A 23,254-nucleotide genomic window follows, 5' to 3' on the forward strand; every position below is an offset into this window, starting at 1 on the left:
AACAGACAGCAAAAATCCCCCTCCCTAAGGAGGGGGATGGATTTTGCGATATCCGCTCCGACCGGTGCCGGATGCGGGTTAGAACATGAACTGTACGCGGCCGAAAAGCTTCTGCACCTTGTCGTTCTGCTGTGCTTCAATGGTCTTGCCGTTGAAGTACTTCGCAGAAAGTACAACGTTCTTGAACGGCGTATAGTTCGTACCGATCTCAAGCCCCTTCGAGCCAATGAGCGCGCCGTCGTCCGTTGCAAAGATTGACGCGCCGCCGAGGTAACGATACGCGGCGTATGCGCCCCACGAGCCTTTATCCGCAGCATCGGCACCCTTGTACTCATAGCCGAACTGATAGGACTTCTTGTTTTTGCTGCCGTCAATATCGTTGTTGTTGGCATATGCACCGGAGAGCATACTGTTCTTGTCAAAGCGATAGCCAAGGTTCGCCGCCCAGATATTCATCTTATCCTTGCCGTTCTTCGTCACAGCAGTGAAATTGTCCGATCCGAGACGGTAGTACGCGGCACCCGCCATGAGACCGCCCTTGTTGTACTGGAGTTCCGCACCCTGATAGTTCGCGGTATCGCTGCTCCCGAGCTGATTCGTCTTAACGCCGTCATACGCGCCGTCGAGGTTCAGGCGGCCTGCCTGGAGTTTCAGCTTGACATCCCCGCCAAAGCTCGCCTCTGCACCGGAGAACTCCTTATCGAATACGAGAGCGCCGGGGGCTGCATAGCCCTCTGCAGAATAGAGCTCCATTTTACCGAGCTTGACGTCGAAGTTGTCATAGGCACCCTCTGCCCATGCGCGCTTGAGTTTGACATTGCTGTCGCTGTTGTTGCCGGACGCGTCGTCTTTCATATTCGTAGAGGCATCAAGACGTGCGTTCACGTGCCAGTGGTCATTGATCTCAGCGGACGGGTCGAGACGGAACAAGAGGTTGTTGTCGTTCTTGCGATCCTGTCCCTCAAGGCGATTGCTGGTGTAGGTATAGCGGAGCTGTCCTCTCCACTGCACCATGTCGGCATTGCGCTCGAGGTTGGAGACACGGACGCCGAGGTTGTTGAGTTCATCGGCGAACTCAGCGGCAAGGCGGTCAACGAGCGCGCGATCCGACGCGGACATATCGCTCTTTGCCATCGCCTTTGCGACCATCTGCGCCATCTCGTAACGGGTGATGTTGCGGTCACCGCGGAATGTACCGTCGCCGTACCCCTCGACAACGCCGTCAGCGGCAAGTTTGGTTACGGCATCGTATGCCCAGTGGTCACGGGGCACATCGGAAAACGGGTTGGACGCGGCGAAGGTTGTGCTTGCTGCACCGACAACAAGTGCCGTCGCCAGCGCAGATACGAGAGTCTTTTTCATGATAAACTCCTCCTTTTGATCCATAGAATCTGATCGTGTTCCAAAAGGATTGCCGGCCGCGAAAGTGTCCTTGTTTCCTTTTCGCACCTTGTGCTTTCCTCTTGGATTGTCTTTATCATACCCCGTGATGTTTGGAAATACAATGTTAATCGGATTAGATTTTTAGCACTAGGTAATAATTTTTCTGTTATTTTCAAGAGAAGATGCTCACGCCTGTTTTATATGAACAAATGTTTTTCAAACCACAAAAAGTAAAAACCTCCGCCGCACCTTGTATTCTCTAGGTGCAGCGGAGGTTAAAGGCGGATGCGATATGTGAGAAAGTCCCGTTGTCCGCGGGGCATATCAGAAAGAGTGCAATATCATGCGCGCGGCACAAGAGAACACAAGGGAAGGCGTAGATGAAACCTACGTCGACCGCAGTGTCCGACGATATGACACAGCAATGCGCGAAAATCCCGCGTCACACTAAAGACACGGGGGACGGCACACGCACTCCTAGGCTGTTCGTAAATATCTCCACCCGCACGCCGAATACGTCCGCGATCCGCTCCTCTGTGAGGACGTCGGCGGGCGCCCCTGTAGCGACGATCTCGCCGTGCCGCATGAGCACGATGTCGTCGGCGTACTGCATGGCGTGCGCCATGTCGTGCAGTACCATGAGGATGGTGATGCCGCTGTCGCGGTTGAGGTTCGTGATGATCTCCATGACGCGCAGCTGATGCGCGACGTCGAGATAGGTTGTCGGCTCATCGAGCAGGAGCAGACGCGGGCGCTGGCTGAGCGCCATGGCGAGGTAGACGCGCTGCCGCTCGCCGCCCGAGAGTGTATGCACCTCACGCTCTGCAAAGGCGTCGACATGCGCGGTCTCCATCGCCCACGCGACCGCCGCACGGTCGTCCGCACCGTCACGCGCCTGAAAAACGCTGCGATGGGAGAACCGCCCATAGGAGACAAGCTGTCCCACCGTCAGTCCCTGCGCCGCGCCGCGCTCCTGCGGCAGAATGGCACGCACGCGCGCGAGTTCTTTTTCCGCGTAGCTCCCCAGCTCTTTGCCGCCGAGCAGGATCTCTCCGGTATAGCGTGCGTTCAGCCCCGAGAGGGCGCGCAGGAGCGTCGTTTTCCCCGCTCCGTTGGGGCCGATGATGGCGGTGCGCCGCCCCGGTGCGACCGAGACATTCAGCCCGTGCAGGATCTCTTTGCCGCCAATTTTGACGCGCAGGTTCTGCGCCGCAACCCCCGCACTCATAGCTGCCTCCTGAGGAGATATAGGAAGAACGGCGCGCCGAGCGCCGCCATGATGATGCCGACAGGCAGCTCCATCGGTGAAAAGAGCAGGCGCGCTGCCGTATCGCTGAGTGTCAGCGTCGTCACGCCGAGCAGCGCCGCCGCCGGCAGGAGGAACCGATAGTCCGAGCCGATCATGAGACGCGCGGCGTGCGGGACGATGAGCCCGACAAATCCGAGCAGTCCGACGACCGAGACCGCACTCGCCGCGAGCAGCGCCGCAAGGGCTGTCAGGAGGATGCGCGTGCGCTCCACGGCAAGCCCGATGCCGCGCGCCATATCGTCCCCGAGCTGGAGAATGTTCAGACGCTGTGCGGCACAGAGGGTGAGCAGTCCCGCCCCAATGGTATACGGCAGAAGCATGTCGACATGCGGCCATGTGCGCGCGGAGAGCCCGCCGACCATCCACATGAGTGCGCCCTGCACGCGGTCGCTGTAGAGGATCATCATCGCCGAGATGCCCGCGCCGAGGAACGCCGACACCGCAACGCCTGCGAGGATGATGCGGGTCGGGCGAATCCCGTCCTTCCATGCAAGGATATAGATGAGCGCGGCGGCGATCATCGCGCCGACGAATGCCCCCGGCGTGATGAGCAGTGCAGCCCCGGGCAGAACAAGCATGATAAAGATGCCCGCAAGCCCCGCGCCCGAGGAGATGCCGATGATGTGCGGATCGGCGAGCGGATTGCGCAGAATCGCCTGCAGGATCGCGCCCGAGAGCGAAAGGTTGATGCCGACGAGTGCGGCAACGATCGTGCGCGGCAGACGGATATTCCAGAGGATCTGCGCGTGCGCCGTATCGCGCGTGCCGCCGAGGATGGCAAAGATTTCCCCAAGGGGAATATCGGCGGTTCCCTTTGCCGTCGAGATCAGGATCGAGCCTCCCGCGAGCACGGCAAAGAGGAGGAGGAGTGCGAGACGTTTCTTCATGGGTAAACGAGATGCGCCATGTAACGCACCGCCGCGGGGAAGTCAATGCCGGGGCTGAAGAGGAAGAGTGCCTGCGGCAGATAATACACTTTGTTCTCACGCACGGCGGCAACGCTCTGCCACGCGGGGCTCTCGTTGAACATCGCCTCCATAGACGCGCGGATCTCCGCCTCCTCGCCCATACTCGTGACGAAGATGATGTCGGGGTTCTGCGCGACCAGCGCCTCCATGCTGTAGGGGGCGGCGTCGGGGTTCTTGTCGAGCGCGGTCATGCCGCTCGCCGTGTTTTCCCACCCGAGCATATGCGCGATCGATCCCGCGATGCTGCCGTCGAGCTGGACGGAAAGCCCCTGTCCCGTGCTGTGAATGATAGTGATGCGCTTCTTCTCGTGCGGGATGCTGTTCTTGACATCCTCGATGTCCGCATCCATCTTCGCGATGAGCTCCGCGCCTTTTTCCGGTTGCCCTGTGAGCGCGGCAAACGTCGTCAGCGTACGCTTCACGTCGTCGTAGCTCTTCATATCGACGACAATGCTCTTGATCCCGTTCGCGTCGAGCGTGTCGATGAGCTTTTCATTGATGCCCTTGATGATCATGACGAGATCGGGTTTGAGCGAAATGACCTTTTCCATGTCGATCTGATAGACGGGGCCGATCTCTGCAGCACTTGCCGCCTCAGCAAGTACCTTCGCCTTCGTCGTGGGGCGCCCGACCACCTCGCCGCCGACGGCATAGAACGGCGCGAGATAGGAGGCGGACGTAACGACGACGCGCTGCGGTTTCTCCGCAAAGGTCACCGTCCGCCCATTATCGTCCGTGATGGTCGCAAATGCGGCGTTTTCCGCCGCCGTTGCCGCCGGTTTCTCGTTCGGTGCGCCGCACGCGGAGAAGAGAAGAGTGGATGCCGCGAGGAATGCGGCTGCGCATTGTTTGAACATGATTTAACTCCTTCGTGTCAAGATAGTGGAAAGGTAGTTCAGTTTCTCATCTGCATGTTCTTCCAGGTTCTCAATGATGCGTTCGTCGTCCAGCCCCGCACGGCTGACGAGCACCGCCTGCTCTGTCATGTTGTTGCGGTGCAGGAGATCGACGATCTCGGGGTAGTTGCGGTAGACCTTCATAATGACGGCGCTGGATGCGACCTTCATAATCTCCTCAAGCCGCTCCTTCGGCGCGGTCGCCGGGATGATGGCGAGCACGTCGTTCCCCTCGACGATGGGGCGCCCGATGCGGCTGCCGATCGCCGCAAACGCCGGCACCCCCGGGATGGTCACGATGTCGATGTCCTCATGCTCGAGCAGACGGAACACATAGATATAGGTGCTGAAAAACATCGGATCGCCGAGTGTCAGGAACGCGACGTTCTTGCCTGCATTCAGGAGCACCAGGATTTCCTCCTTGTTCGCCTCCCATGCGTCCGTGCTGTCCGCAAAATCCTTGACCATTGGAAACACCTGATAGACGATCTCGATGTGTTCCTTGAGATAGGGGCGCGCGATCTCGAGGGCGACGCTGCCCTCTTTTTTCTCCGTCTTGGGTGCGATGAGGACGTCCACCTGCTCGATCGCCTTAATCGCCTTGACCGTTAAAAGTTCCGGATCTCCCGGTCCGACGCCGATGCCAAAAAAGGTTCCGCGCATATATTTCCTTCCTTCCAAAACAATCATAATATCGGATGCGCTGCTCCGCGGTGGAAGAACGCCGGAGCAATCGAAAAATCCTACTCCATATTAGCCGTGACAACAGTTTTTGTCAAATGGTGTGACGCAGGATTTTCGTGCCCAGCTTTGTCACTTACAACAATGCGGGATACTATTACGACACAACATCAAAAAAGGGACTCCGTACCTTCGTACGAAATCCCTTAATCAGCAATGTATGCCGAATTACATCAGCATTGCAAGCATCGTGCCCGCTGCAACAGCGGTACCGATAACACCGGCAACGTTCGGTCCCATGGCGTGCATGAGGAGGTAGTTGCCCGGCTTTGCCTTGATGCCGACGATCTGGCTGACGCGCGCCGCCATCGGAACGGCGGAAACGCCCGCGGAGCCGATGAGCGGGTTGATCTTCCAGCCCGTCGCACGGCACATGATCTTGCCGAGCCAGACACCTGCAGCGGTACCGAAGATGAATGCGACAAGACCAAGGAAGATGATCTCAAGCGTCTCTTTGACAAGGAAGCTCTCGGCGCTCATCGTGAGACCTGTGCCGAGTGCAAGGAAGATCGTGACCGTGTTGATCAGCGAGTTCTGCGCCGTGTCGGAGAGACGATCCGTCACACCGCTCTCACGGAAGAGGTTGCCCAGCATGAGCATACCGAGCAGGGCTGCGATAGACGGGAGGAGAAGGCTGATGAAGATCGTCGAAACGATCGGGAACGCAATGCGCTCGAACTTCGTGACTTCGCGTGCCTGCTCCATCACGACTTCGCGCTCTTTCTTGCTCGTGAAGAACTTCATAACGGGCGGCTGAATCAGCGGAACGAGCGCCATGTAGGTGTACGCTGCCACCGCGATCGCGCCGAGCAGCTCCGGCGCCATCTTAGAAGCGAGGTAGATGGAGGTCGGGCCGTCCGCACCGCCGATGATCCCGATCGCACCCGCCTGCTGTGCGGTGAAGCCGAGCACCATCGCACCGAGCAGCGCAATGAACACGCCGAACTGCGCGGCAGCGCCCATGAGCAGACTCGAGGGACGCGCAATCAGCGGACCGAAGTCCGTCATCGCGCCGACACCGAGGAAGATGAGCGGCGGGAAGATTTCATACTTGATACCGAATCCGATGGCGGACATGACGCCCATCTCATCGTAGAATCCCGTGAGAGGGATGTTTGCGAGAATACAGCCGAATGCGATCGGACTGAGAAGCAGCGGCTCGAAGTCCTTTGCAAATGCGAGATAAAGGAGCACGAGACCAACAATGATCATAATCAGGTTGCCGCCGGTGAACGCCGAAAATCCGCTGCTCTCAGCGATTGCCTGCAGCGAGACAGAAAACGCGCTAAAAAAGTCCATTGTGTCAATACCTCCCCGTCATCACGAGCGCATGCCGCTGACGCGACCAAAGCCCGTCCATGCAGGCTGCTCAGCGGGACGAATCGCCTGAATCTGGTCTGCGCTGCATCCGCACGCACTGACAGCTGCCGCAATGACGGCGACCGTCTCTGCGTTCAGACCGCCGGTCTTAGCAGCGGGCGCAGCCGGAGCGGCGGGAGCCGCACCGCCTACGGGCTGTGCCGCAGGAGGATCCGACTTCTTCTTCGTCGGGTCGATCATGTGCGTGATCTCAATCAGTCCCCATACTGCAGTGAGCACGGCGAAGACGATGACCATGTTGATGAACATGATAACTAGTGGGTCATTGGTTACCGGTTGATGCATAAACTCACCTCATCCTTAGATTTTAGGAACTCTCAGATTTATTTGATAGTTCCTCCTATACATGCTCTCTCCACGGAGCAATATGCTTAATATTATGCTTTATTTCAGACGATTTTACAAGTAGTTTTTTCATTTTTCTTTCATGAAAAATATGCATAATTTTTATGCATAAAAGTTTTAACTCTTTGTTATGGTGTCAAAAGCAACACGTACCGCCGCGAGAATCGTCTCATAGTCGTGTCCCGGCTGCGCTTCGTAGTATTTTCGCCGCCGACGAAGAGGCTCGGAACGTAGTAGTACATGCCGGCATACGGCTTCGTGCGCTCGGGCTCGGCGTTCTCGTCAATGTATTCGACAGGGACATCCGCATAGGCGCCGCCCTCCGCCTTGAGGGCGTTAATGGCACGATGCGCATTCGCGCAGTACGGGCAGCCCGCCATCTCGATCATGGTTAGTGTTTTCATATGGATACCTCTTTCTAGTATGACCTTGTTTGAAATAAAGCGGCACGTTGCAAAGCGCGCATAACTCGTTCAAGGGCACGGCAGCGCCGTGCCCCTACAGGACGCGCGATCATCGCGGGACTTCCCCACGATGCAAGCTGCATCGCAATCACACGTGAATATATACGATGATTCCGCCAAACCGTCGTCTTTAACAAATACAATCAAGCTATGCCGCCCCGGTAGGGGCACGGCGCTGCCGCCCCCTCCGTCTCGCCATGGCGGCGTAACTTATCGCCGTACGAAATAACGACGCTAGGCGCGAAAATCCTGCGACACTGTGACGCAGAAGTTTCGATGCATAGCGAAGAATGAGGAGAATGCGAGCGACGGCGTAGTTAAAAGCTACTCCTAGCGAAGCATTCGACGATATGACAAAGCTAGGCGCCAAGATCGTGCGTCCCAATCATAGCATATTTTTTTATGCTACGACAACAAAAATTCCGCAAACACCTCGTTCCCATATTTCATACCAAGAGGTGTGAGCGCGGTAAACCCGTCTGCGCGTTTCAGCAATCCCTTTTCAATAAGGCGCGGCAGGACTGCGCCGTAGACTTCCTCGAACGGCACGCTCCATGTGCGGTGAAAATCCGTCTCGTCGATGCCCGCAGCGGTGCGCAGGGCGAGGAACGCATACTCCTCCATCGCAGCCGTCCGCGTGCGCGCTCCATTCTCGGTGCGGCGCACATCCTCACCCGCCATCACCCTGCGGATATAGGCGGCGGTGTCGCGCTCGTTCTCCCAACGGACGTTATCGACGTATCCGTGCGCCGCCGCGCCGACGCCGAGATACGGAACGCTTCGCCAGTAACCGAGGTTGTGCCGGCTCTCAAAGCCCCGCCGCGCAAAATTCGAAATCTCATAGCGCAGGCAGCCGCGCGCAGGCAGCTCCGCCACGAGATAGTCGTACATCTCCTCCGCCGTCTCCTCCGTCGGCAGGTCGAGCCGCCCCGCCGCCTGTGCGGCGGCAAAGGGCGTCCCCTCCTCGACGGTCAGCCCGTAGACCGATATGTGTTCGGGCGCGAGTGCAATCACAGCGCGGACACTCTCCTGCAGATCGTGCAGCGTCTGCCCCGGCAGTCCGTACATAAGGTCAATGCTGATATTCGTAAAGCCCGCGGCGCGCGCCGCACGAAACGCCGCGCGTGCTTCCTCCGCCGTATGGACGCGCCCGATGCGGCGAAGGAGCGCGTCGTCAAAGGTCTGCACGCCGAGACTGATGCGGTTCACGCCTGCCGCACGAAGCTGCGCAAAACATTCCTCGTCCACCGTCCCCGGGTTCGCCTCAACGGTCAGCTCTGCGGGCGTTCCTGCCGCCGCCTGCACCGCACGGATGATGCCGGTGAGCAGATGCGCGGGGAGCGCGGTCGGCGTGCCGCCGCCGAAGTAAACGGTCGCCGCGTCTCCGAAGCGCGCGAAAAGCGGCGGCGCCGTGCGCATGATCTCTGCGCGCAGCGCCGCCGCATATTGTTCCTGTTCGCGCGCTGTGTCCCCCCCCATCGACGCGGAGGCGAAGTCACAATACGCGCATTTTTTCACACAATAGGGAATGTGGACGTAAACGCCCCACGCCTTTTTTTTATTCGTCAATTTTCAGCACCGCCATGAACGCTTCCTGCGGGAGCTCCACGCTGCCGACCGCCTTCATGCGCTTCTTGCCCTCTTTTTGCTTTTCGAGGAGTTTGCGCTTGCGCGTGATGTCGCCGCCGTAGCATTTTGCGAGGACGTCCTTGCGGCGGGCGCGCACGTTCTCGCGCGCAATGATCTTGCTCCCGATCGCGGCTTGGATGGGGATCTCGAACATCTGCTGCGGGATGATGCCCTTGAGCTTCACGGCGAGCTGACGCCCGCGCGCCACGGCGCGGTCGCGGTGGACAATGGTCGAGAGCGCGTCTACGGGGTCGCCGTTGAGGAGAATGTCGAGCTTCACGAGACTGCCCGTCCGATAGTCGATGAGTTCGTAGTCGAGCGAGGCATAGCCGCGTGTGGCGGATTTCAGCCGGTCGAAATAGTCGTAAAGGATCTCGTTGAGCGGGATTTCGTAGATGATCATGACGCGCGTCGCGTCGAGGTAGTCCATGGTCTTAAAGATGCCGCGCTTTTCCTGCGAAATCTCCATGACCGCGCCGACGTAGTCCTTCGGCACGATGACAGTCGCCTTGACATACGGCTCCTCAATGTGATCAATCTCGGTCTGCGGCGGCAGGTCTGCGGGGTTGCTGACCTCGCGCATGGTGCCGTCCGTGCGGTAGACGTGGTAGACGACGGACGGCGCGGTCATGATGAGTCCGAGGTTGTACTCGCGCTCAAGCCGCTCCTGTATGACGTCCATGTGCAGGAGTCCGAGGAAGCCGCAGCGGAAGCCGAAGCCGAGCGCGATGGAAGTCTCGGGTTCAAAGACGAGCGCAGCGTCATTGAGCTGGAGCTTTTCGAGCGCTTCACGCAGATTGTCATAGTCCTTGCTGTCCTCGGGGTAAAGCCCGCAAAAGACCATCGGCGTCACGCCGCGGTAGCCGGGCAGAGCCTCGGCGGCGGGGCGCTCCGCGCTCGTCACGGTGTCGCCGACGCGCACGTCGCGCACATCCTTCAATGCACCCGCAATGAACCCGACCTCGCCTGTGCCAAGTGCGCCCGTATCCACGGGCTGCGGGCGGAAACACCCGACGTCCGTCACCTCAAAGGTCTTGCCCGTCGCCATGAGCTTTAGCTTCATGCCCTTTTTAATGACGCCCTCCTTCACGCGGACGTTCGCGATGACGCCCTTGTATGGGTCGAAGTAGGAGTCAAAGATGAGCGCGCGCAGGGGCGCGTTCGCATCTCCCTCAGGTGCGGGGACGTAGGCGACGATGGCGTCGAGGATCTCCTTGATGCCGATGCCGGTTTTTGCAGACGCGAGTACCGCCGCGCTCGTATCGAGCCCGATGGTGTCCTCGATCTCGTGGGCGACACGTTCGGGTTCGGCGCTCGGCAGGTCGATTTTGTTGATGACGGGGAGGATCTCGAGGTCGTGTTCGAGCGCGAGGTAGACGTTCGCGAGCGTTTGCGCCTCCACGCCCTGCGCCGCGTCCACAACGAGGAGCGCGCCCTCGCACGCGGCAAGGCTGCGCGAGACCTCGTAATTAAAGTCGACGTGTCCCGGTGTGTCGATGAGGTTCAGCTCGTACATCTCACCATCCTCACCGCGGTAGTCGAGCCGGACGGTCTGCGCCTTGATGGTGATGCCGCGCTCCCGCTCAAGATCCATGCTGTCAAGCACCTGCGCCTCCATCTCGCGCTCGCTGAGCGTGCCCGTGTACTCGATGAGACGGTCGGCGATGGTCGATTTGCCGTGATCAATATGGGCAATGATGGAAAAATTGCGGATATGCGTCCGGTTCATGGAACTCCCCTTCTCCTCTGCGATAGCTTTTCGTGATCGTTTCTTACTATATTATGTAATCACTTGAAAGACGTCCTGCTGTCTGTTTGTGATAAAAATCTCAATCTCCCCGTGCTCGTTCTCAAGTTCCGCGCGCAGATGCCCCGCGAGAACGGAGACGACGGGAAACTCCGTGCCAAAATGCCCGGCGTCGATAATGTGCATCCCCTGCTCAACGGCGCGCTGGGCATCGTGGTACTTCACATCCCCCGTGACGTAGACGTCCGCGCCGCGGATCGCCGCCTTGTCGATGAACTCCGCGCCCGCGCCGCCGCAGACCGCGACGCGCCGCACGGGACGGTCGGGAACGGCGGCAAGGCGCACATGGGAGACATGGAGCGCATTTTTTACATGGTCGGCAAATTCCTCGATGGAGACGGGCGCGGGCAGTGTGCCGATGCGCCCGAGGCTGTCCACTTCGCCGTCCGACTCTCCCGTCACGACGAACGCGGCGAGTTTTTCGAGTCCGAGGTGCGCGGCGAGGACATCGTTGACCCCGCCGCGCGTGATGTCGAGATTCGTATGCGCGGCGGCGACGGCAATGTGATGCGTCACGAGTTTCGCGAGGCGCCGCCCGAGCGGGAGGTCGGTGCGCAGATGCTTCATGCCGCGGAAAATCGCCGGATGGTGCGCGATGATCATGTCCGCCCTGCGTTCGATCGCCTCATCCACGACGGCATCGTCCACGTCGAGCGCGACCATGAGGCGGTGTACTTTCTGCGCAAAGCTCCCGACGAGAAGCCCGGGATTGTCCCAGTCCTCGGCAAGGCGGCGGGGCGCGATGCGTTCGAGGGCGTTCATGATGGTTTGACAGCTTAACATATTTTCTCCTTTACAGTGACGCGGGATTTTGGCGCATCGCTGTGTCATTTTGTCGACCGCTTCGTCGACGTAGGTTTCATCTACGCCATCCTCGCGTTCACCTCAATTCCTAGCTATGCATCGAAACTTCCGCGTCACTTAGGTTACGGTGTTAGGCGGCGGGATTTTCGCACATTGCTGTGTCATTTTGTGCAGCGTAGGACGGTATGTTTTTCGTTGAACGGATATGACGTTACACATGGTCGTTGCCGTGTGCCGCGCGGCGTTTGCCGCAGCGATTTTTAAGCCCCGCTTTTTTCGCAAGGCAAATGCCAAGCGGCAATCATATGGTCGTCATTTTGTACGGCGTAGGACGGTATGTTTCCCGTTGAACGGATATGACGTTACATATCGTGCGGCGAAGGGGATGCGTTCTCACGCCGCTTAGCACTCCCCGCAGGGGCGGCGCGCATCGGATACATACGGGAACATGCGATGTCGCCGCGCCGTGGAACTGCCCGGCGCATGATCGACCGCCGGGCGGTGCGGCGCAGTCGCGTTCACAGCATATCTCACGCGCGCGTCGTTTGCGCCGCGGCGTGAAATGCGCCCCTGAGCCCTCTTTAAAACTACATCACACCGTTTTCAAAACCCCTTCAAGCGCCTCGATTCGCTCCAGTACCGCGCTATATGCGGCGCTCGTGCGCGCCGATGCCCCGCGTTCCATGCCGGATGCCGCGCGGCGCAGCTTTTCGAGCTTCTCCGTGACAAAATCTCTGAGCAGCGGATCGCGGCGGGCGAGAAGTTTTTCCCCCACATGTAGGAACACGTCCGCGGGCATCGCCGCGTGCCCGCGCTCGACGCGGATCACCTCGTAGATGCGCCCGCCCGCGCGTGCCAGCGTCTCGTCCGCTGTATGCCACCCGTTCTCGTAGAGCCACGCGCGGAGCTTTGCCCCCGCATTCATTGGCTGCAGGACGAGCGCCTTTACATGCGCGAGCACATCGGGACTTTGCGCCAAAATCTGCACGATGAGCGCGCCGCCCATCCCCGCAATCACGACCGCCTCCGCCTCGCCCGGCACGAGCACCGAAAGCCCGTCGCCCTGCCGCACGGCGATGCGGTCAGCGAGCACGCGCGCCTCCACCGTCCGCCGCGCCGCCGCACACGCACCCGCGCTCAGATCGCCGACAACAGCGCACGGCGCATGTCCTTCCTTGACCAATGCCGCCGCAAGATAGGCATGATCCCCGCCAATATCCGCAAACGACATCCCCGCGGGAACGAACGCCGCAATCGCCGCAAGGCGCGCATCCAGTTGCATCATAGCCCCTCAAAATATAACAACAGATAAAAAGAAAGGGTGTAACGCTGCGTTACACCCTCGCATATACAAATGGCTCCTCGAACAGGACTCGAACCTGTGACATTCTGATTAACAGTCAGACGCTCTACCGACTGAGCTATCGAGGAATGTGTCAGACGCGCTTATTATAAAGGCAATGCGCCGTCCTGTCAAGGAAAATTATAAGGAAGCCCCTTTACTTCACCCCGGCGCCGTCGAGCGCGCTGCGAACACTCTTTTGCGCGCGGCGCAGCTTCTCCATCTCCTCCTCGGGCAGGCGCACCTCAAAGGAGCGCACGACGCCCTCGCGCGTGAGCATCCGCGGAATGGAAAGCGCAACGTCGCTGATGCCGTACTCGCCCTTCATCGCGGCAGCGCACGGCAAAATCGTGTGCTCGTTGAAGAGGATCGCCTTGATGAAGCGGCAGACGACCATCGCGATGCCCGTATTCGTATATCCCTTGAGATTGATGACGTCGTACGCGGTCTGAATCAGCCCCTTTTCGACGTCCTCGCGGCGCAGCGTCTCCTTTGCATGGAAATATTCGTCGAGATGCTCGATGCCAAAGCCCGCGCAGTTGACCGTCGACCACGCGACAAAGGCGTCGTTGCCGTGCTCGCCGAGGACATAGCCGTGGATGTTCTTCGGATCCATGTCGTAGTGCTCGGCGAGGATGTAGCGGAACCGATAGGTCTCAAGCATCGTGCCCGTGCCGAGAATCTTTTCGCGCGGATAGTCGAACTCGGTCGAGACGACGTAGGTCGCGACATCGAGCGGATTTGTAACCATGATGATCATGGCGTCCTTCGTCTGCTTTGTAATCTCGCCGAAGATGGAGCGCATGATCTTCGTGTTCGTGCTCGCGAGCTTCAGCCGGTCGGGCGTCTGCCCCGGCAGGATGGACGGTCCCGCCGTGATGACGATGAACGCCGCGTCTTTGCAGTCCTCATAGCTGCCCGGATGAATCTTGATATTCGTGCTGTAGGGCGAGGACATCGCGTGACTCGTGTCGAGTGCCTCGCCGCGCGCACGATCCATGTCGAGATCGATGAGCGCAATCTCGGATGCGAGCTGAAAATCCGCAATCTTGTTGAGCACGGCGGAGCCGACATTGCTCGTCCCGATGATGACAATTTTCCCCTGATTGACCGGCATAAAATTACCCCCTTAAAAAATAATAAAACCCGACTGCACACAGTCCTGTGGAGTCGGGTGTCGTAAACGAATATCAATGGTGAAAAGCATCGCGCAGCACTTCTTTCCGGCAGACGCTGCAGGATCGCCTGCATGGTCATCGTAGCACCTTGGTGCGCGCTTGTCAATGGATTTTTATTCTAAGAAATCCCGGAGTACTTTACTGCGGCTCGGATGGCGCAGCTTGCGCAGCGCCTTTGCCTCGATCTGTCGGATGCGCTCACGCGTGACGCCAAAGCTCTGTCCGACCTCTTCGAGCGTGCGCGACCGTCCGTCCTCAAGCCCGAAGCGCAGACGCAGGACATTCTTTTCGCGGTCAGTGAGGGTTTCGAGCACCTCTTCCAGCTGCTCTCTAAGGAGCATAAACGAGGCGGCTTCGGCGGGCGCCGGTGCTGCCTCGTCCTCGATGAAGTCGCCGAGGTGGGAGTCCTCCTCCTCGCCGATGGGCGTCTCGAGGGAGACGGGTTCCTGCGCGATCTTCATGATCTCATGGACACGGGCGACACTGATGCCCATCTCCTTGGCGATTTCCTCGGGGCGCGGGTCACGTCCGAGCTCCTGCAGGAGCTGCCGCGAGATGCGCACCAGCTTGTTGATGGTCTCCACCATGTGGACGGGGATGCGGATCGTCCGCGCCTGATCCGCGATCGCGCGCGTGATCGCCTGCCGGATCCACCACGTCGCATAGGTGCTGAACTTATAGCCCTTGCTGTAGTCGAATTTCTCGACTGCCTTAAGGAGACCGAGATTCCCTTCCTGAATGAGGTCAAGAAAGAGCATCCCGCGCCCGACGTAGCGTTTTGCAATGCTGACGACGAGCCGCAAATTTGCCTCCTCAAGGCGATGGCGCGCTTCCTCGTCGCCCGCCTCCATGAGCTGAGCGAGCTCGACTTCCTCCTCTGCCGTGAGGAGGGGAACATGCCCGATTTCCTTGAGGTACATACGGACAGGGTCGTCGAGGCTGACACCCTCGGGAATGGAGAGGTCGATCTCGACCTCTTCTTCTTTTTCAGCCGGCTCTTCAGGTGCGGGTTCATCCGCCGCCGAGGCCTCGTCTACGATGTCGACACCCTCGTCGGTGAACCGCTGGTACATATCGTCCATTTCGTCGGGGGACATATCCTGTTTTTGGAGTGCGTCGATCAACTCGCCGTATGTCAGCGAGCCGCCGTTCTTTTTGCCCTTTGCAAGCAGGCGTTCAATGATTTCGGTGCTCGGCGCCTTTTTTTGCTCCGTCCCCTCTGCCATAACGCTGTCCTCCTACCGTAAATTGGTTCCGTGTAAAATCGCTCTATTGCCGATCCAATGTCAAAATTCAAAATTTCCCTGCAGTTTTCGCAGACGCACAGGATGGCGCAGTTTGCGCAGCGCCTTTGCCTCGATCTGGCGAATACGCTCACGCGTGACGCCGAAGCTCTGTCCGACCTCCTCAAGAGTACGGGAGCGTCCGTCCTCGAGACCGAAGCGCAGACGCAGCACCTCCGCTTCCCGCGGGGCAAGCGTCTTTAACACCTCCGAGATCTGCTCTTTCAGCAGCATCATCGACGCCGCGTCTGCGGGATCGAGCGCCGCTTCGTCCTCGATGAAATCGCCAAGATGGGAATCCTCCTCCTCGCCGACCGGCGTCTCGAGAGACACGGGTTCCTGTGCGATCTTCATGATTTCGCGTACGCGCACGACGCTGAGACCCATTTCCTTGGCGATCTCCTCCGCTGTCGCGTCGCGCCCGAGTTCCTGCAGCAGGCTGCGCGAAACACGTACGAGTTTATTGATGGTCTCGACCATATGCACGGGGATGCGGATCGTCCGCGCCTGATCGGCAAGCGCGCGCGTGATTGCCTGACGGATCCACCATGTCGCATAGGTGCTGAATTTATAGCCTTTGCTGTAGTCGAATTTCTCGACTGCTTTGAGGAGCCCCAAATTCCCCTCCTGGATGAGATCGAGAAAGAGCATCCCGCGCCCGACGTAACGCTTTGCAATGCTCACGACGAGACGCAGATTCGCCTCCTCGAGCCGGTGCCGCGCACTCGCGTCGCCCGCCTCCATGCGCCGCGCGAGCTCGACTTCCTCCTCCGCCGTGAGAAGCGGCACACGCCCGATCTCTTTGAGGTACATGCGGACGGGATCGTCAAGCGCAACGCCCTCAGGGACGGAGAGATCAATCTCGACCGCTTCCTCCTGCTCCATATCCGCATCGTCCGCCGCGAGACTCTCGGCATCCTCCGCCGCCATTGCTTCCATATCCGTATCGTCGACAATCTCGACGCCGAACTCCTGGAAGCGCCCGTACAAATCATCCATCTCATCGGGGGACATATCGCTTTTTTCCAATTCTTCGATGAGTTCGCTGAACGTCAGTGTGCCGCCGTTCTCTTTGCCTCTCTTGAGCAGTTCGTCAATGCGCCCGATAACGCGGTCTTCTTCCGGCACGCGCTGTGCTGCTGCCTGCATTTTGTCCCCTCCTTTCAGTTCTCTCTTGCCGTATGATCAGCGTATATTGTCTATCGTCTATGTGCCCGGATTCCTAAAGGGCGGAAAGTTCGTCTTGTATCTTCTTCACTTCGTTTAATTCGTCAATATATGCCTGTTTTCCTTCTTGCATCATTTCTTCCGCGCGCCTCGTATGCAGGGCGAGCCGCGCCGTCAGATGCATCCGGTGAAATGTCCGGAGGGCGTCTTGAAAACTTTCTTCGGATCGTCCCTCCTCAACGAGTGCGCGTGAAATTGCCGCGCCCGCCGCCGCAGGGAGTCCCGCGATAAAATCCGCATCGAGCGCGCCGCCCGCCACCGTATGCTCCGCCGCCGCCCGCAAAATATCTCCGAAAAAGGCATCGGGAAATTCCGTCAGCGGGACTGCAGCATCGATCTCCGCGAGCGTCGTCACATCCCGCCAGACGGCGGCAAGCAGTTCACGCCCCGCGCGCTCCGCCGCAGTGCCGCGCTCCCGCCGCACGGGACGCTGCGGGACTGCGCCGCTCTGCGCCCGCGGCGCCGGCTCCTCCGTACCGCCGTGCATCCGGAACCGACGCAGGGCATCTCCGATCACGCCCTCGTCGAGAAAGAGTTCCGCCGCCGTGCGGCGCACATAGGCGAAGCGCGTTACATCATCAAGCTCTGCGAGCACGGGCAGCATCTCCCGGAGTGCCGCGCGCTGTCCCTCCGCCCCCGGCGCCATCCGGGCGGCGATGTGGCGCAGCCGGTACTCGGGCACAGGAAGCGCCGCGTCGATGAGCGCGCGGAACGCATCGGCACCGTGTGTGCGGATATATTCGTCGGGATCCTTGCCGTCCGGGAGCAGCAGGACGCGCAGCTCCGCCGCACGTCCGCGCACCGCGGTGAGCGCGCGCAGCGTCGCCTCCTGCCCCGCCGCATCGCTGTCATAGCAGAACACAATGCGCGGCGCGCGGCGCAGGAGGAGCGCCGCATGATCCTCCGTGAACGCCGTGCCAAGCGTCGCAACGACGTTCGTGACGCCCGCCTCGGCGACCGCGATGGCGTCCATGTACCCCTCGACCACAACGGCATAGCCCTCATGCGCGATGGCACGGTGCGCGCGTTCGAGTCCAAAGAGAAGCTTCCGCTTGTTGAACACGGGGGTCTCCGCCGTGTTCAGATATTTCGGCGTCCCGTCCCCGAGCACGCGCCCGCCAAACCCGACGATGCGCCCGCGCTCGTCCGCGATCGGGATCATCACACGATTGCGAAATCTGTCGTAGATGCCGCCGCTGCGCTCGCGTGCGGAGCAAAGCCCCGCCTCAAGGAGCAATTTTTCCGAGATGCCGCGCTTTTGAAAGGCGTCGGCGAGCTTTGACCACGCGCCGGGCGCAAAGCCGATGCCCCAGCGCGCGATCGTCTCCTCCGTCATGCCGCGCCCTGCGAGATACGCTTTGCCCGGCGCACCGTAACGCGTCATCGTAAGGCAGTTGTGGAAGAAATCGCGCGCGAGCGCATTCACGCGGCGCAGATCATCGAGCGCGCGCAGACGTGCCTCTTCGCGTGCGTCGCGTTTTCGCTCGGGGACAGGGATACCCAGCTGCTCCGCCTGCCGTTTGATCGCCTCGAACGGCGTGATGTGCTCCATGAGCGATATGAACTTGAATGCGTCGCCCCCCGCGTGACAGCCGAAGCAGTAGAAAAATCCCTCGGCGGGCACGACGGAGAACGACGGCGTCTTTTCGCTGTGGAACGGGCAGCAGCCCCAGTAACGTCCACCCTTGCGCCGGAGCGGCACATAGCTCTGCACGACGGCGAGGATGTCGGTCGCTGCGCGCACCTGCTGCACGAACGCCTCCATCCTCGGGTCTTTCATGCGGTACTCCTCTATATTGGCTGTATACTCATCTCGCCGACGGGCGGCACAAAGATCTCGTGAAAGAGCGCGACTGCATAGCTGTCCGTCAGCCCCGCCACATAGTCGACGACGCTCTGCTCTTTACCCCAGCGCTCGGCGCGCACAATGAAGGCGCGCGGAAGCGCATCAAAATGCTCCATAAAATGTGTCACCAGCGCCCGCAGGACAAATCCCGCCTGTTCGCGCTCGTGGGCAAGCGTTTTGGAGTGATAGATACGCTCAAACATAAAGCTGCGGAACAGATCCATCACACGCTGCATCTCCTCCGACAGCCCGGCGTCGCCGCGCTGCTCGGAGGTCACAATCATATCCGATACCATGCGTGTAATCATCGCGGACGTATCCGCGCCAAAGCACTCGATCACCTCGCGCGGCAGGTCGCTCGCATGGAGGAGTCCCGCGCGCAGGCTGTCGTCATAGTCGTGGCAGAGGTAGGCAATGCGGTCGGCGATGCGCACGATGCGTCCCTCGAACGTCGACGGCATCCCCTTTCCCGTATGGTTGAGGATGCCGTCGCGCACCGCGCCGGTCAGGTTCAGGCCGCGCCCGCCGCGCTCCAAGATCTCGACCATGCGCAGGCTCTGCTCGTTGTGGGCAAAATGCCCGATGATCTCCGCCATCACCGCCTCGCCCGCATGACCGAAAGGCGTATGCCCCACATCATGCCCGAGCGCGATCGCCTCCGTCAGATCCTCGTTGAGCCTGAGCCCGCGCGCAATCGTGCGTGAGATCTGCGCCACCTCGAGGCTGTGCGTCATGCGCGTACGGTAATGATCCCCTGCGACGATGTAGACCTGCGTCTTGTGCTTGAGCCGACGAAACGATTTGGAATGCAGGATGCGGTCACGGTCGCGTTGGAACTTCGTGCGGAACGGACACTCCTCCATCGCGTGGCTGCGCTTTGCATCCCGGCTGCGCGCCGCCAGCGGCGAGAGAAGTTCGTCCTCCTGCGCCTCAAGACGCTCCCGGACGGTCACGGCGTCACCTACTTAATCACCATGACGGGAATCTTCGATTCCTCAATGACCTTTTGGCTGACGCTGCCGATAAAGACCCCTTTGAGGAGACCAAGCCCGCGGCTGCCCATGATGATGATGTCGCTGTGCTCCTCCTCCGCAACGGCGAGGATGGTCTTAGCGATATTACCCGTCTTGACGTGCTTGCGCGCGGCGCGTCCCGCGGGAATCTTCTCCCAGATGCGGTCAAATACGATATGGCTCGGAATATCCTTGTTGATGTTGCTCGCAACGTAGACGAAATCAAGCTCTGCATCGCATTTCTCCGCAAAGAACAGCGCCTCGTCAACCGCCTTGCATCCGCTCACGGAGCCGTCCACGGGCACGAGGATCTTTTTGATCTCGCTCATCATAATCCCTCCTAATCGTTTCTTCATCTGCATTGATAAATAGGGTTTATCAGTATATTTCGATGATTAGGGCGTGAAATCCTCTCTCCTCGAAAAAAAACTGTACTTAAATCAAACCGTGCTCGGCAAAGCTGTAATATCCCTCGCTTCCGAGCACAATGTGGTCGACCACAGGGATCGAAAGCAGCCGCCCCGCTTCCACGAGAATACGCGTGATGCGGTGATCCTCGGCGCTCGGCATCGGATCGCCGCTCGGGTGGTTATGCACGAGGATAACGCGTGCGGCGGCGCATCGGATCGCGGGAACGAACACTTCGCGCGGGTGGACAAGCGTCCGTGTGAGCGTCCCTCTTGATACCTCCGCCTCCATGATGATGTCGTTCTTCGACGTCAGCGGGAGCACGAGAAAATGCTCGTGAATCTCCGTACGATACCGCGGCAGAAGGAGATCGGCAACAACCTGCGCCTCGTCCACGCGGATGCGCGCGCCTGCACGCCGCTGCGCCCTGCTGCCGAGCTCGAGCGCGGCGAGCACCGTCGCCGCCTTGGCTAGACCGAGCCCGTCGATGCGCGCAAGCTCCTGCGCGGGCATGTAAAGCAGCGCCGATATGCGCTGCTCAGGCAGCTCGCTGATGATGCGGCGCGCCATGTCGAGCACATTCTCACCCCGCCGCCCTGTCCGAAGGAGGATCGCCAGCAGCTCCGCATCGGTGAGCTCTTGCGCTCCCTTTTCGATCAGCCGCTCACGCGGCATCTCTCCCGCCGGGAGCTCACGCATCTGCATGATCGTCATAGAGGCTGATGCCCGCCTCCCGCGCCAGCGCCGCAACATTTTGCAGCGGCAGGCCGACCACATTGGAATACGATCCGTGAATCTCCTCGATATACATTGCCGCACGTCCCTGGATCGCATAGCCGCCCGCCTTACCCATCGGCTCGCCCGATCTGACATAGCGTTCGATCTCTGCGGGGGGCATCGGTGCGAACTGTACTATGGTCTTCATCACATCCGTATACGCGCGCCCGCGATAGACCCACGCCACGCCCGTATAGACCTCATGCCGCCGCCCCGCGAGAAGCCCGATGATGCGGCGCGCATCGGCGAGATCGTGCGGTTTGCCGAACGCACGGCCGTCCACAACGACCGCCGTGTCCGCACCGAGCACCGCGTGCTCCGGATACTCAGCCGCAACCGCGCGCGCCTTCGCGAGCGCATTGCGCACAACCGCCTCATGCGGCACGGCCTCCTCCAGCGACTCCTCGGCACCGCTCGTCACAGCGGCAAAGTCAGCCCCGATTTGAAGCAGCAGATCCCGCCTGCGCGGCGAAGCAGATGCAAGAATAAACATGAGCCCCTCCTGAACTCTGAAAAAAATAAAGCCGCCGAAATTCGGCAGCTTCGCAAATTTCTATATTTTCTATTCGCCTTCCGGAATATTTTTCCTGCAAGGAAGTTCGTCCCTTTTTTTACAGAAGATATCGCAGATAGACGTATACGGTCGAGAGCACGATTGTCAGCAGCATCAGCGGGAAACCGATCTTAAAGTAACGCACGAACGAGATGCGCACGCCGCGCTCGGACGCCATGCCCGCGACAATGAGGTTTGCCGACGCGCCAACAAGCGTACCGTTGCCGCCGAGACATGCGCCGAGGGCGAGCGACCACCAGAGCGGCTCGAGATGCTCGATGCCCATCGCGCCCATGCCTTGAATAAGCGGAATCATCGTCGCCACAAACGGAATGTTGTCCAGCACGGAGGAAACGATCGCGCTCATCCAGAGGATCAACATCGACGTCGCCATGAGATCGCCGCCCGTCGCCGCCACCGCGTGCTCGGCAAGCTCTGCGATGATGCCCGTCTCGATCAGACCGCCGACCGCGATGAACAGCCCGATGAAGAAGAAAATCGTGGGCCATTCCACCGCGTGCATCGCCTTTTCAACCAGCTGCTCGCTCCCGCCCGCAAGTAGAAGGAGGAGGAATCCGCCCGTGAGCGCGATCAGAGAGGACTCGATGTGCGTGAAGGAATGCGTGAAAAATCCGAGGATCGTCAGCCCGAGCACGAAGAGCGCGCGTTTGAGGAGGGCGTGATCGCGGATCGCCGTCTTTTCGTCCATGCGCATGAGTTTTTCCCGGCGCTCCGGCGTCGTCACAAGATCTTTATGATAGATGCGCTCCATGATAAAGAGTACGGCGAGCATACAGATGACTGCAATCGGCGCGAGGTGCTCGATGAACATGACGAACGTCAGCTCCTTCACCGCACTGCCGATCATGATGTTCGGCGGGTCGCCGATGAGCGTCGCCGTGCCGCCGATGTTCGACGCGATGATCTGCGTCAGGAGATATGGCATCGGATCGAGCCGCAGGATGCTCGTGATGCTGAACGTCACCGGCACCATGAGAAGTACCGTCGTCACATTGTCGAGGAACGCCGAGAACAGCGCCGTGATGAGACAGAGATAGACGAGGATGCGGCGCGGCTCCGCCTTTGCCGACTTTGCCGCCTTGATCGCCACGTAATCAAAGAGTCCCGTCTCCTTCGTCACGCCGACGAGCACCATCATGCCGACGAGCAGCCCGAGTGTCTCAAAGTCCACATGATGCAGCGCCGTCTCCTGCGAGAGAATGCCGAGCAGCATCATGAGCACCGCGCCGATCATTGCCGCGACCGTTCGGTGAATCTTTTCCGAGACGATCACCATATACATGACGACGAAAATAATGCCTGCAATTGTTGCCATCAAAACGCCTCCTTTGGCAGGGGGTGTGATATGCACGGAACCGGCGGCGTATCGCCCGAACCTGCATGCGATTTCGTTCATTTTATCACATGGAAAGAAAGTATGACAAGTTTTTTATAATGTACAATTTGCTCGGTCGTATTTTGCAGGCAAGCAAAAAGCGCTCCCACGACGGCATCTGCCGCACATAAGAGCGCATTCTCTCTTTTTCTCTATCCGGTAGTTCGTCGAGCCGCAGCTCACTTCGTCTTCTTCGCATCGGCATGGTTCAGCTCAACCGCATACGGATCGCCGAAGATCGCGCGCGACGCCGCCTTGTGGATGTCCTCGTCCAGCGAGTCCAGCGAACGCGCAAGATTTTCGATGTCGACCCGATACGCATCGCTGTCCATACGATCCAGACGGCGAATCTGCTCCCGATACGAAAAATGCTCCGCGCGCATGTTCTCGAAGAGCGCGTCGTCCTTCGCAGGAGACACCGCCGCAGCACGCACCATCGCATAGATCGGAATCTGTTTTGCCGGATCGTCGAGCACCGACGCAAGTGATAATACCGACATCACTG

21 protein-coding genes, 1 tRNA gene and 1 pseudogene are annotated in these 23,254 nt (G+C 59.6%); all 23 read right to left on the reverse strand.

Going from position 1 to position 23,254, the window contains the following annotated elements; all coding sequences use genetic code 11:
- Nucleotides 1–78 precede the first annotated feature (78 nt).
- Nucleotides 79–1,362, reverse strand: coding sequence for an S-layer homology domain-containing protein (locus tag K341_RS0104870; RefSeq protein ID WP_026762049.1), 1,284 nt, complete (start codon nt 1,360–1,362; stop codon nt 79–81).
- 463 nt (nt 1,363–1,825) lie between these two features.
- On the reverse strand, nt 1,826–2,611 hold the full coding sequence (locus K341_RS0104875) for an ABC transporter ATP-binding protein (protein WP_026762050.1): 786 nt from the start codon (nt 2,609–2,611) through the stop codon (nt 1,826–1,828).
- A complete protein-coding gene (locus K341_RS0104880) occupies nt 2,608–3,579 on the reverse strand; it encodes a FecCD family ABC transporter permease (protein WP_009350374.1) in 972 nt (323 codons plus the stop codon). The genes K341_RS0104875 and K341_RS0104880 overlap by 4 nt, the downstream gene beginning before the upstream one ends.
- Nucleotides 3,576–4,517, reverse strand: coding sequence for an ABC transporter substrate-binding protein (locus K341_RS0104885; RefSeq protein WP_009350375.1), 942 nt, complete (start codon nt 4,515–4,517; stop codon nt 3,576–3,578). Before K341_RS0104885 ends, K341_RS0104880 begins: the two co-directional genes overlap by 4 nt.
- Before the next feature lie 3 nt (nt 4,518–4,520).
- Nucleotides 4,521–5,219, reverse strand: coding sequence for a precorrin-2 C(20)-methyltransferase (cobI, locus tag K341_RS0104890; protein WP_026762051.1), 699 nt, complete (start codon nt 5,217–5,219; stop codon nt 4,521–4,523).
- A gap of 246 nt (nt 5,220–5,465) precedes the next feature.
- Nucleotides 5,466–6,596 (reverse strand): sodium ion-translocating decarboxylase subunit beta, encoded by a 1,131-nt coding sequence (locus K341_RS0104895; protein ID WP_009350377.1) that lies wholly within the window; start codon nt 6,594–6,596, stop codon nt 5,466–5,468.
- Nucleotides 6,597–6,617: 21 nt separating this feature from the next.
- On the reverse strand, nt 6,618–6,962 hold the full coding sequence (locus K341_RS0104900) for an OadG family protein (RefSeq protein WP_026762052.1): 345 nt from the start codon (nt 6,960–6,962) through the stop codon (nt 6,618–6,620).
- A gap of 177 nt (nt 6,963–7,139) precedes the next feature.
- A pseudogene (locus K341_RS11630) lies at nt 7,140–7,426 on the reverse strand (glutaredoxin).
- A 465-nt stretch (nt 7,427–7,891) separates the two neighbouring features.
- Complete coding sequence (hemW, locus tag K341_RS0104910; protein ID WP_026762053.1) at nt 7,892–9,055, reverse strand: radical SAM family heme chaperone HemW; 1,164 nt, start codon at nt 9,053–9,055, stop codon at nt 7,892–7,894.
- On the reverse strand, nt 9,045–10,844 hold the full coding sequence (lepA, locus tag K341_RS0104915; protein WP_026762054.1) for a translation elongation factor 4: 1,800 nt from the start codon (nt 10,842–10,844) through the stop codon (nt 9,045–9,047). The genes hemW and lepA overlap by 11 nt, the downstream gene beginning before the upstream one ends.
- 51 nt (nt 10,845–10,895) lie before the next feature.
- The gene (locus tag K341_RS0104920) at nt 10,896–11,705 is read right to left on the reverse strand and encodes a Nif3-like dinuclear metal center hexameric protein (protein WP_026762055.1); all 810 of its coding nucleotides are present in this window, start codon (nt 11,703–11,705) and stop codon (nt 10,896–10,898) included.
- A 613-nt stretch (nt 11,706–12,318) separates the two neighbouring features.
- The gene (locus K341_RS0104925; RefSeq protein ID WP_026762056.1) at nt 12,319–13,011 is read right to left on the reverse strand and encodes a tRNA (adenine(22)-N(1))-methyltransferase; all 693 of its coding nucleotides are present in this window, start codon (nt 13,009–13,011) and stop codon (nt 12,319–12,321) included.
- 70 nt (nt 13,012–13,081) lie between these two features.
- Nucleotides 13,082–13,157: transfer RNA gene (locus tag K341_RS0104930), tRNA-Asn, on the reverse strand.
- Between the two features lie 68 nt (nt 13,158–13,225).
- Entirely contained in the window at nt 13,226–14,185 is a 960-nt protein-coding gene (locus K341_RS0104935) for an L-lactate dehydrogenase (protein ID WP_026762057.1), read from the reverse strand.
- Between the two features lie 174 nt (nt 14,186–14,359).
- Nucleotides 14,360–15,472, reverse strand: coding sequence for an RNA polymerase sigma factor RpoD (gene rpoD / locus K341_RS0104940; protein ID WP_009350656.1), 1,113 nt, complete (start codon nt 15,470–15,472; stop codon nt 14,360–14,362).
- Nucleotides 15,473–15,532: 60 nt separating this feature from the next.
- Nucleotides 15,533–16,678: an RNA polymerase sigma factor RpoD gene (rpoD, locus tag K341_RS0104945; protein WP_009350655.1), complete on the reverse strand. Its 1,146-nt coding sequence runs from the start codon at nt 16,676–16,678 to the stop codon at nt 15,533–15,535.
- Between the two features lie 73 nt (nt 16,679–16,751).
- Entirely contained in the window at nt 16,752–18,536 is a 1,785-nt protein-coding gene (gene dnaG / locus K341_RS0104950) for a DNA primase (RefSeq protein ID WP_026762058.1), read from the reverse strand.
- Nucleotides 18,537–18,547: 11 nt separating this feature from the next.
- Nucleotides 18,548–19,555 (reverse strand): deoxyguanosinetriphosphate triphosphohydrolase, encoded by a 1,008-nt coding sequence (locus tag K341_RS0104955; protein ID WP_009350653.1) that lies wholly within the window; start codon nt 19,553–19,555, stop codon nt 18,548–18,550.
- A gap of 8 nt (nt 19,556–19,563) precedes the next feature.
- Nucleotides 19,564–19,947, reverse strand: coding sequence for a universal stress protein (locus K341_RS0104960; protein ID WP_009439433.1), 384 nt, complete (start codon nt 19,945–19,947; stop codon nt 19,564–19,566).
- A 103-nt stretch (nt 19,948–20,050) separates the two neighbouring features.
- Nucleotides 20,051–20,737 carry a RadC family protein gene (gene radC / locus K341_RS0104965; RefSeq protein ID WP_037349454.1) on the reverse strand — a complete coding sequence of 229 codons (687 nt, stop codon included), beginning with the start codon at nt 20,735–20,737 and terminating at the stop codon, nt 20,051–20,053.
- Nucleotides 20,715–21,293 (reverse strand): Maf family protein, encoded by a 579-nt coding sequence (locus K341_RS0104970; RefSeq protein ID WP_009350650.1) that lies wholly within the window; start codon nt 21,291–21,293, stop codon nt 20,715–20,717. Before K341_RS0104970 ends, radC begins: the two co-directional genes overlap by 23 nt.
- Nucleotides 21,294–21,411: 118 nt before the next feature.
- Complete coding sequence (locus K341_RS0104975) at nt 21,412–22,689, reverse strand: ArsB/NhaD family transporter (RefSeq protein WP_026762060.1); 1,278 nt, start codon at nt 22,687–22,689, stop codon at nt 21,412–21,414.
- 239 nt (nt 22,690–22,928) lie between these two features.
- Nucleotides 22,929–23,249 carry a hypothetical protein gene (locus K341_RS0104980; protein ID WP_026762061.1) on the reverse strand — a complete coding sequence of 107 codons (321 nt, stop codon included), beginning with the start codon at nt 23,247–23,249 and terminating at the stop codon, nt 22,929–22,931.
- Nucleotides 23,250–23,254: the final 5 nt, after the last annotated feature.

The sequence above is a fragment of the Centipeda artemidis DSM 19719 genome, from assembly GCF_000426665.1.
Taxonomy (GTDB): Bacteria; Bacillota; Negativicutes; order Selenomonadales; family Selenomonadaceae; genus Centipeda; species Centipeda artemidis.

Coding starts and splice junctions, on each gene's coding strand:
- K341_RS0104895 (WP_009350377.1), bottom strand. CDS start 6,596: ATGGACTTTTTTAGCGCGTTTTCTGTCTCGCTGCAGGCAATCGCTGAG.
- K341_RS0104925 (WP_026762056.1), bottom strand. CDS start 13,011: ATGATGCAACTGGATGCGCGCCTTGCGGCGATTGCGGCGTTCGTTCCC.
- radC (WP_037349454.1), bottom strand. CDS start 20,737: ATGACGATCATGCAGATGCGTGAGCTCCCGGCGGGAGAGATGCCGCGT.
- K341_RS0104970 (WP_009350650.1), bottom strand. CDS start 21,293: ATGTTTATTCTTGCATCTGCTTCGCCGCGCAGGCGGGATCTGCTGCTT.
- K341_RS0104870 (WP_026762049.1), bottom strand. CDS start 1,362: ATGAAAAAGACTCTCGTATCTGCGCTGGCGACGGCACTTGTTGTCGGT.
- K341_RS0104920 (WP_026762055.1), bottom strand. CDS start 11,705: ATGTTAAGCTGTCAAACCATCATGAACGCCCTCGAACGCATCGCGCCC.
- K341_RS0104885 (WP_009350375.1), bottom strand. CDS start 4,517: ATGTTCAAACAATGCGCAGCCGCATTCCTCGCGGCATCCACTCTTCTC.
- K341_RS0104980 (WP_026762061.1), bottom strand. CDS start 23,249: ATGTCGGTATTATCACTTGCGTCGGTGCTCGACGATCCGGCAAAACAG.
- rpoD (WP_009350656.1), bottom strand. CDS start 15,472: ATGGCAGAGGGGACGGAGCAAAAAAAGGCGCCGAGCACCGAAATCATT.
- dnaG (WP_026762058.1), bottom strand. CDS start 18,536: ATGAAAGACCCGAGGATGGAGGCGTTCGTGCAGCAGGTGCGCGCAGCG.
- rpoD (WP_009350655.1), bottom strand. CDS start 16,678: ATGCAGGCAGCAGCACAGCGCGTGCCGGAAGAAGACCGCGTTATCGGG.
- cobI (WP_026762051.1), bottom strand. CDS start 5,219: ATGCGCGGAACCTTTTTTGGCATCGGCGTCGGACCGGGAGATCCGGAA.
- K341_RS0104975 (WP_026762060.1), bottom strand. CDS start 22,689: ATGGCAACAATTGCAGGCATTATTTTCGTCGTCATGTATATGGTGATC.
- K341_RS0104900 (WP_026762052.1), bottom strand. CDS start 6,962: ATGCATCAACCGGTAACCAATGACCCACTAGTTATCATGTTCATCAAC.
- K341_RS0104875 (WP_026762050.1), bottom strand. CDS start 2,611: ATGAGTGCGGGGGTTGCGGCGCAGAACCTGCGCGTCAAAATTGGCGGC.
- lepA (WP_026762054.1), bottom strand. CDS start 10,844: ATGAACCGGACGCATATCCGCAATTTTTCCATCATTGCCCATATTGAT.
- K341_RS0104960 (WP_009439433.1), bottom strand. CDS start 19,947: ATGATGAGCGAGATCAAAAAGATCCTCGTGCCCGTGGACGGCTCCGTG.
- K341_RS0104880 (WP_009350374.1), bottom strand. CDS start 3,579: ATGAAGAAACGTCTCGCACTCCTCCTCCTCTTTGCCGTGCTCGCGGGA.
- K341_RS0104935 (WP_026762057.1), bottom strand. CDS start 14,185: ATGCCGGTCAATCAGGGGAAAATTGTCATCATCGGGACGAGCAATGTC.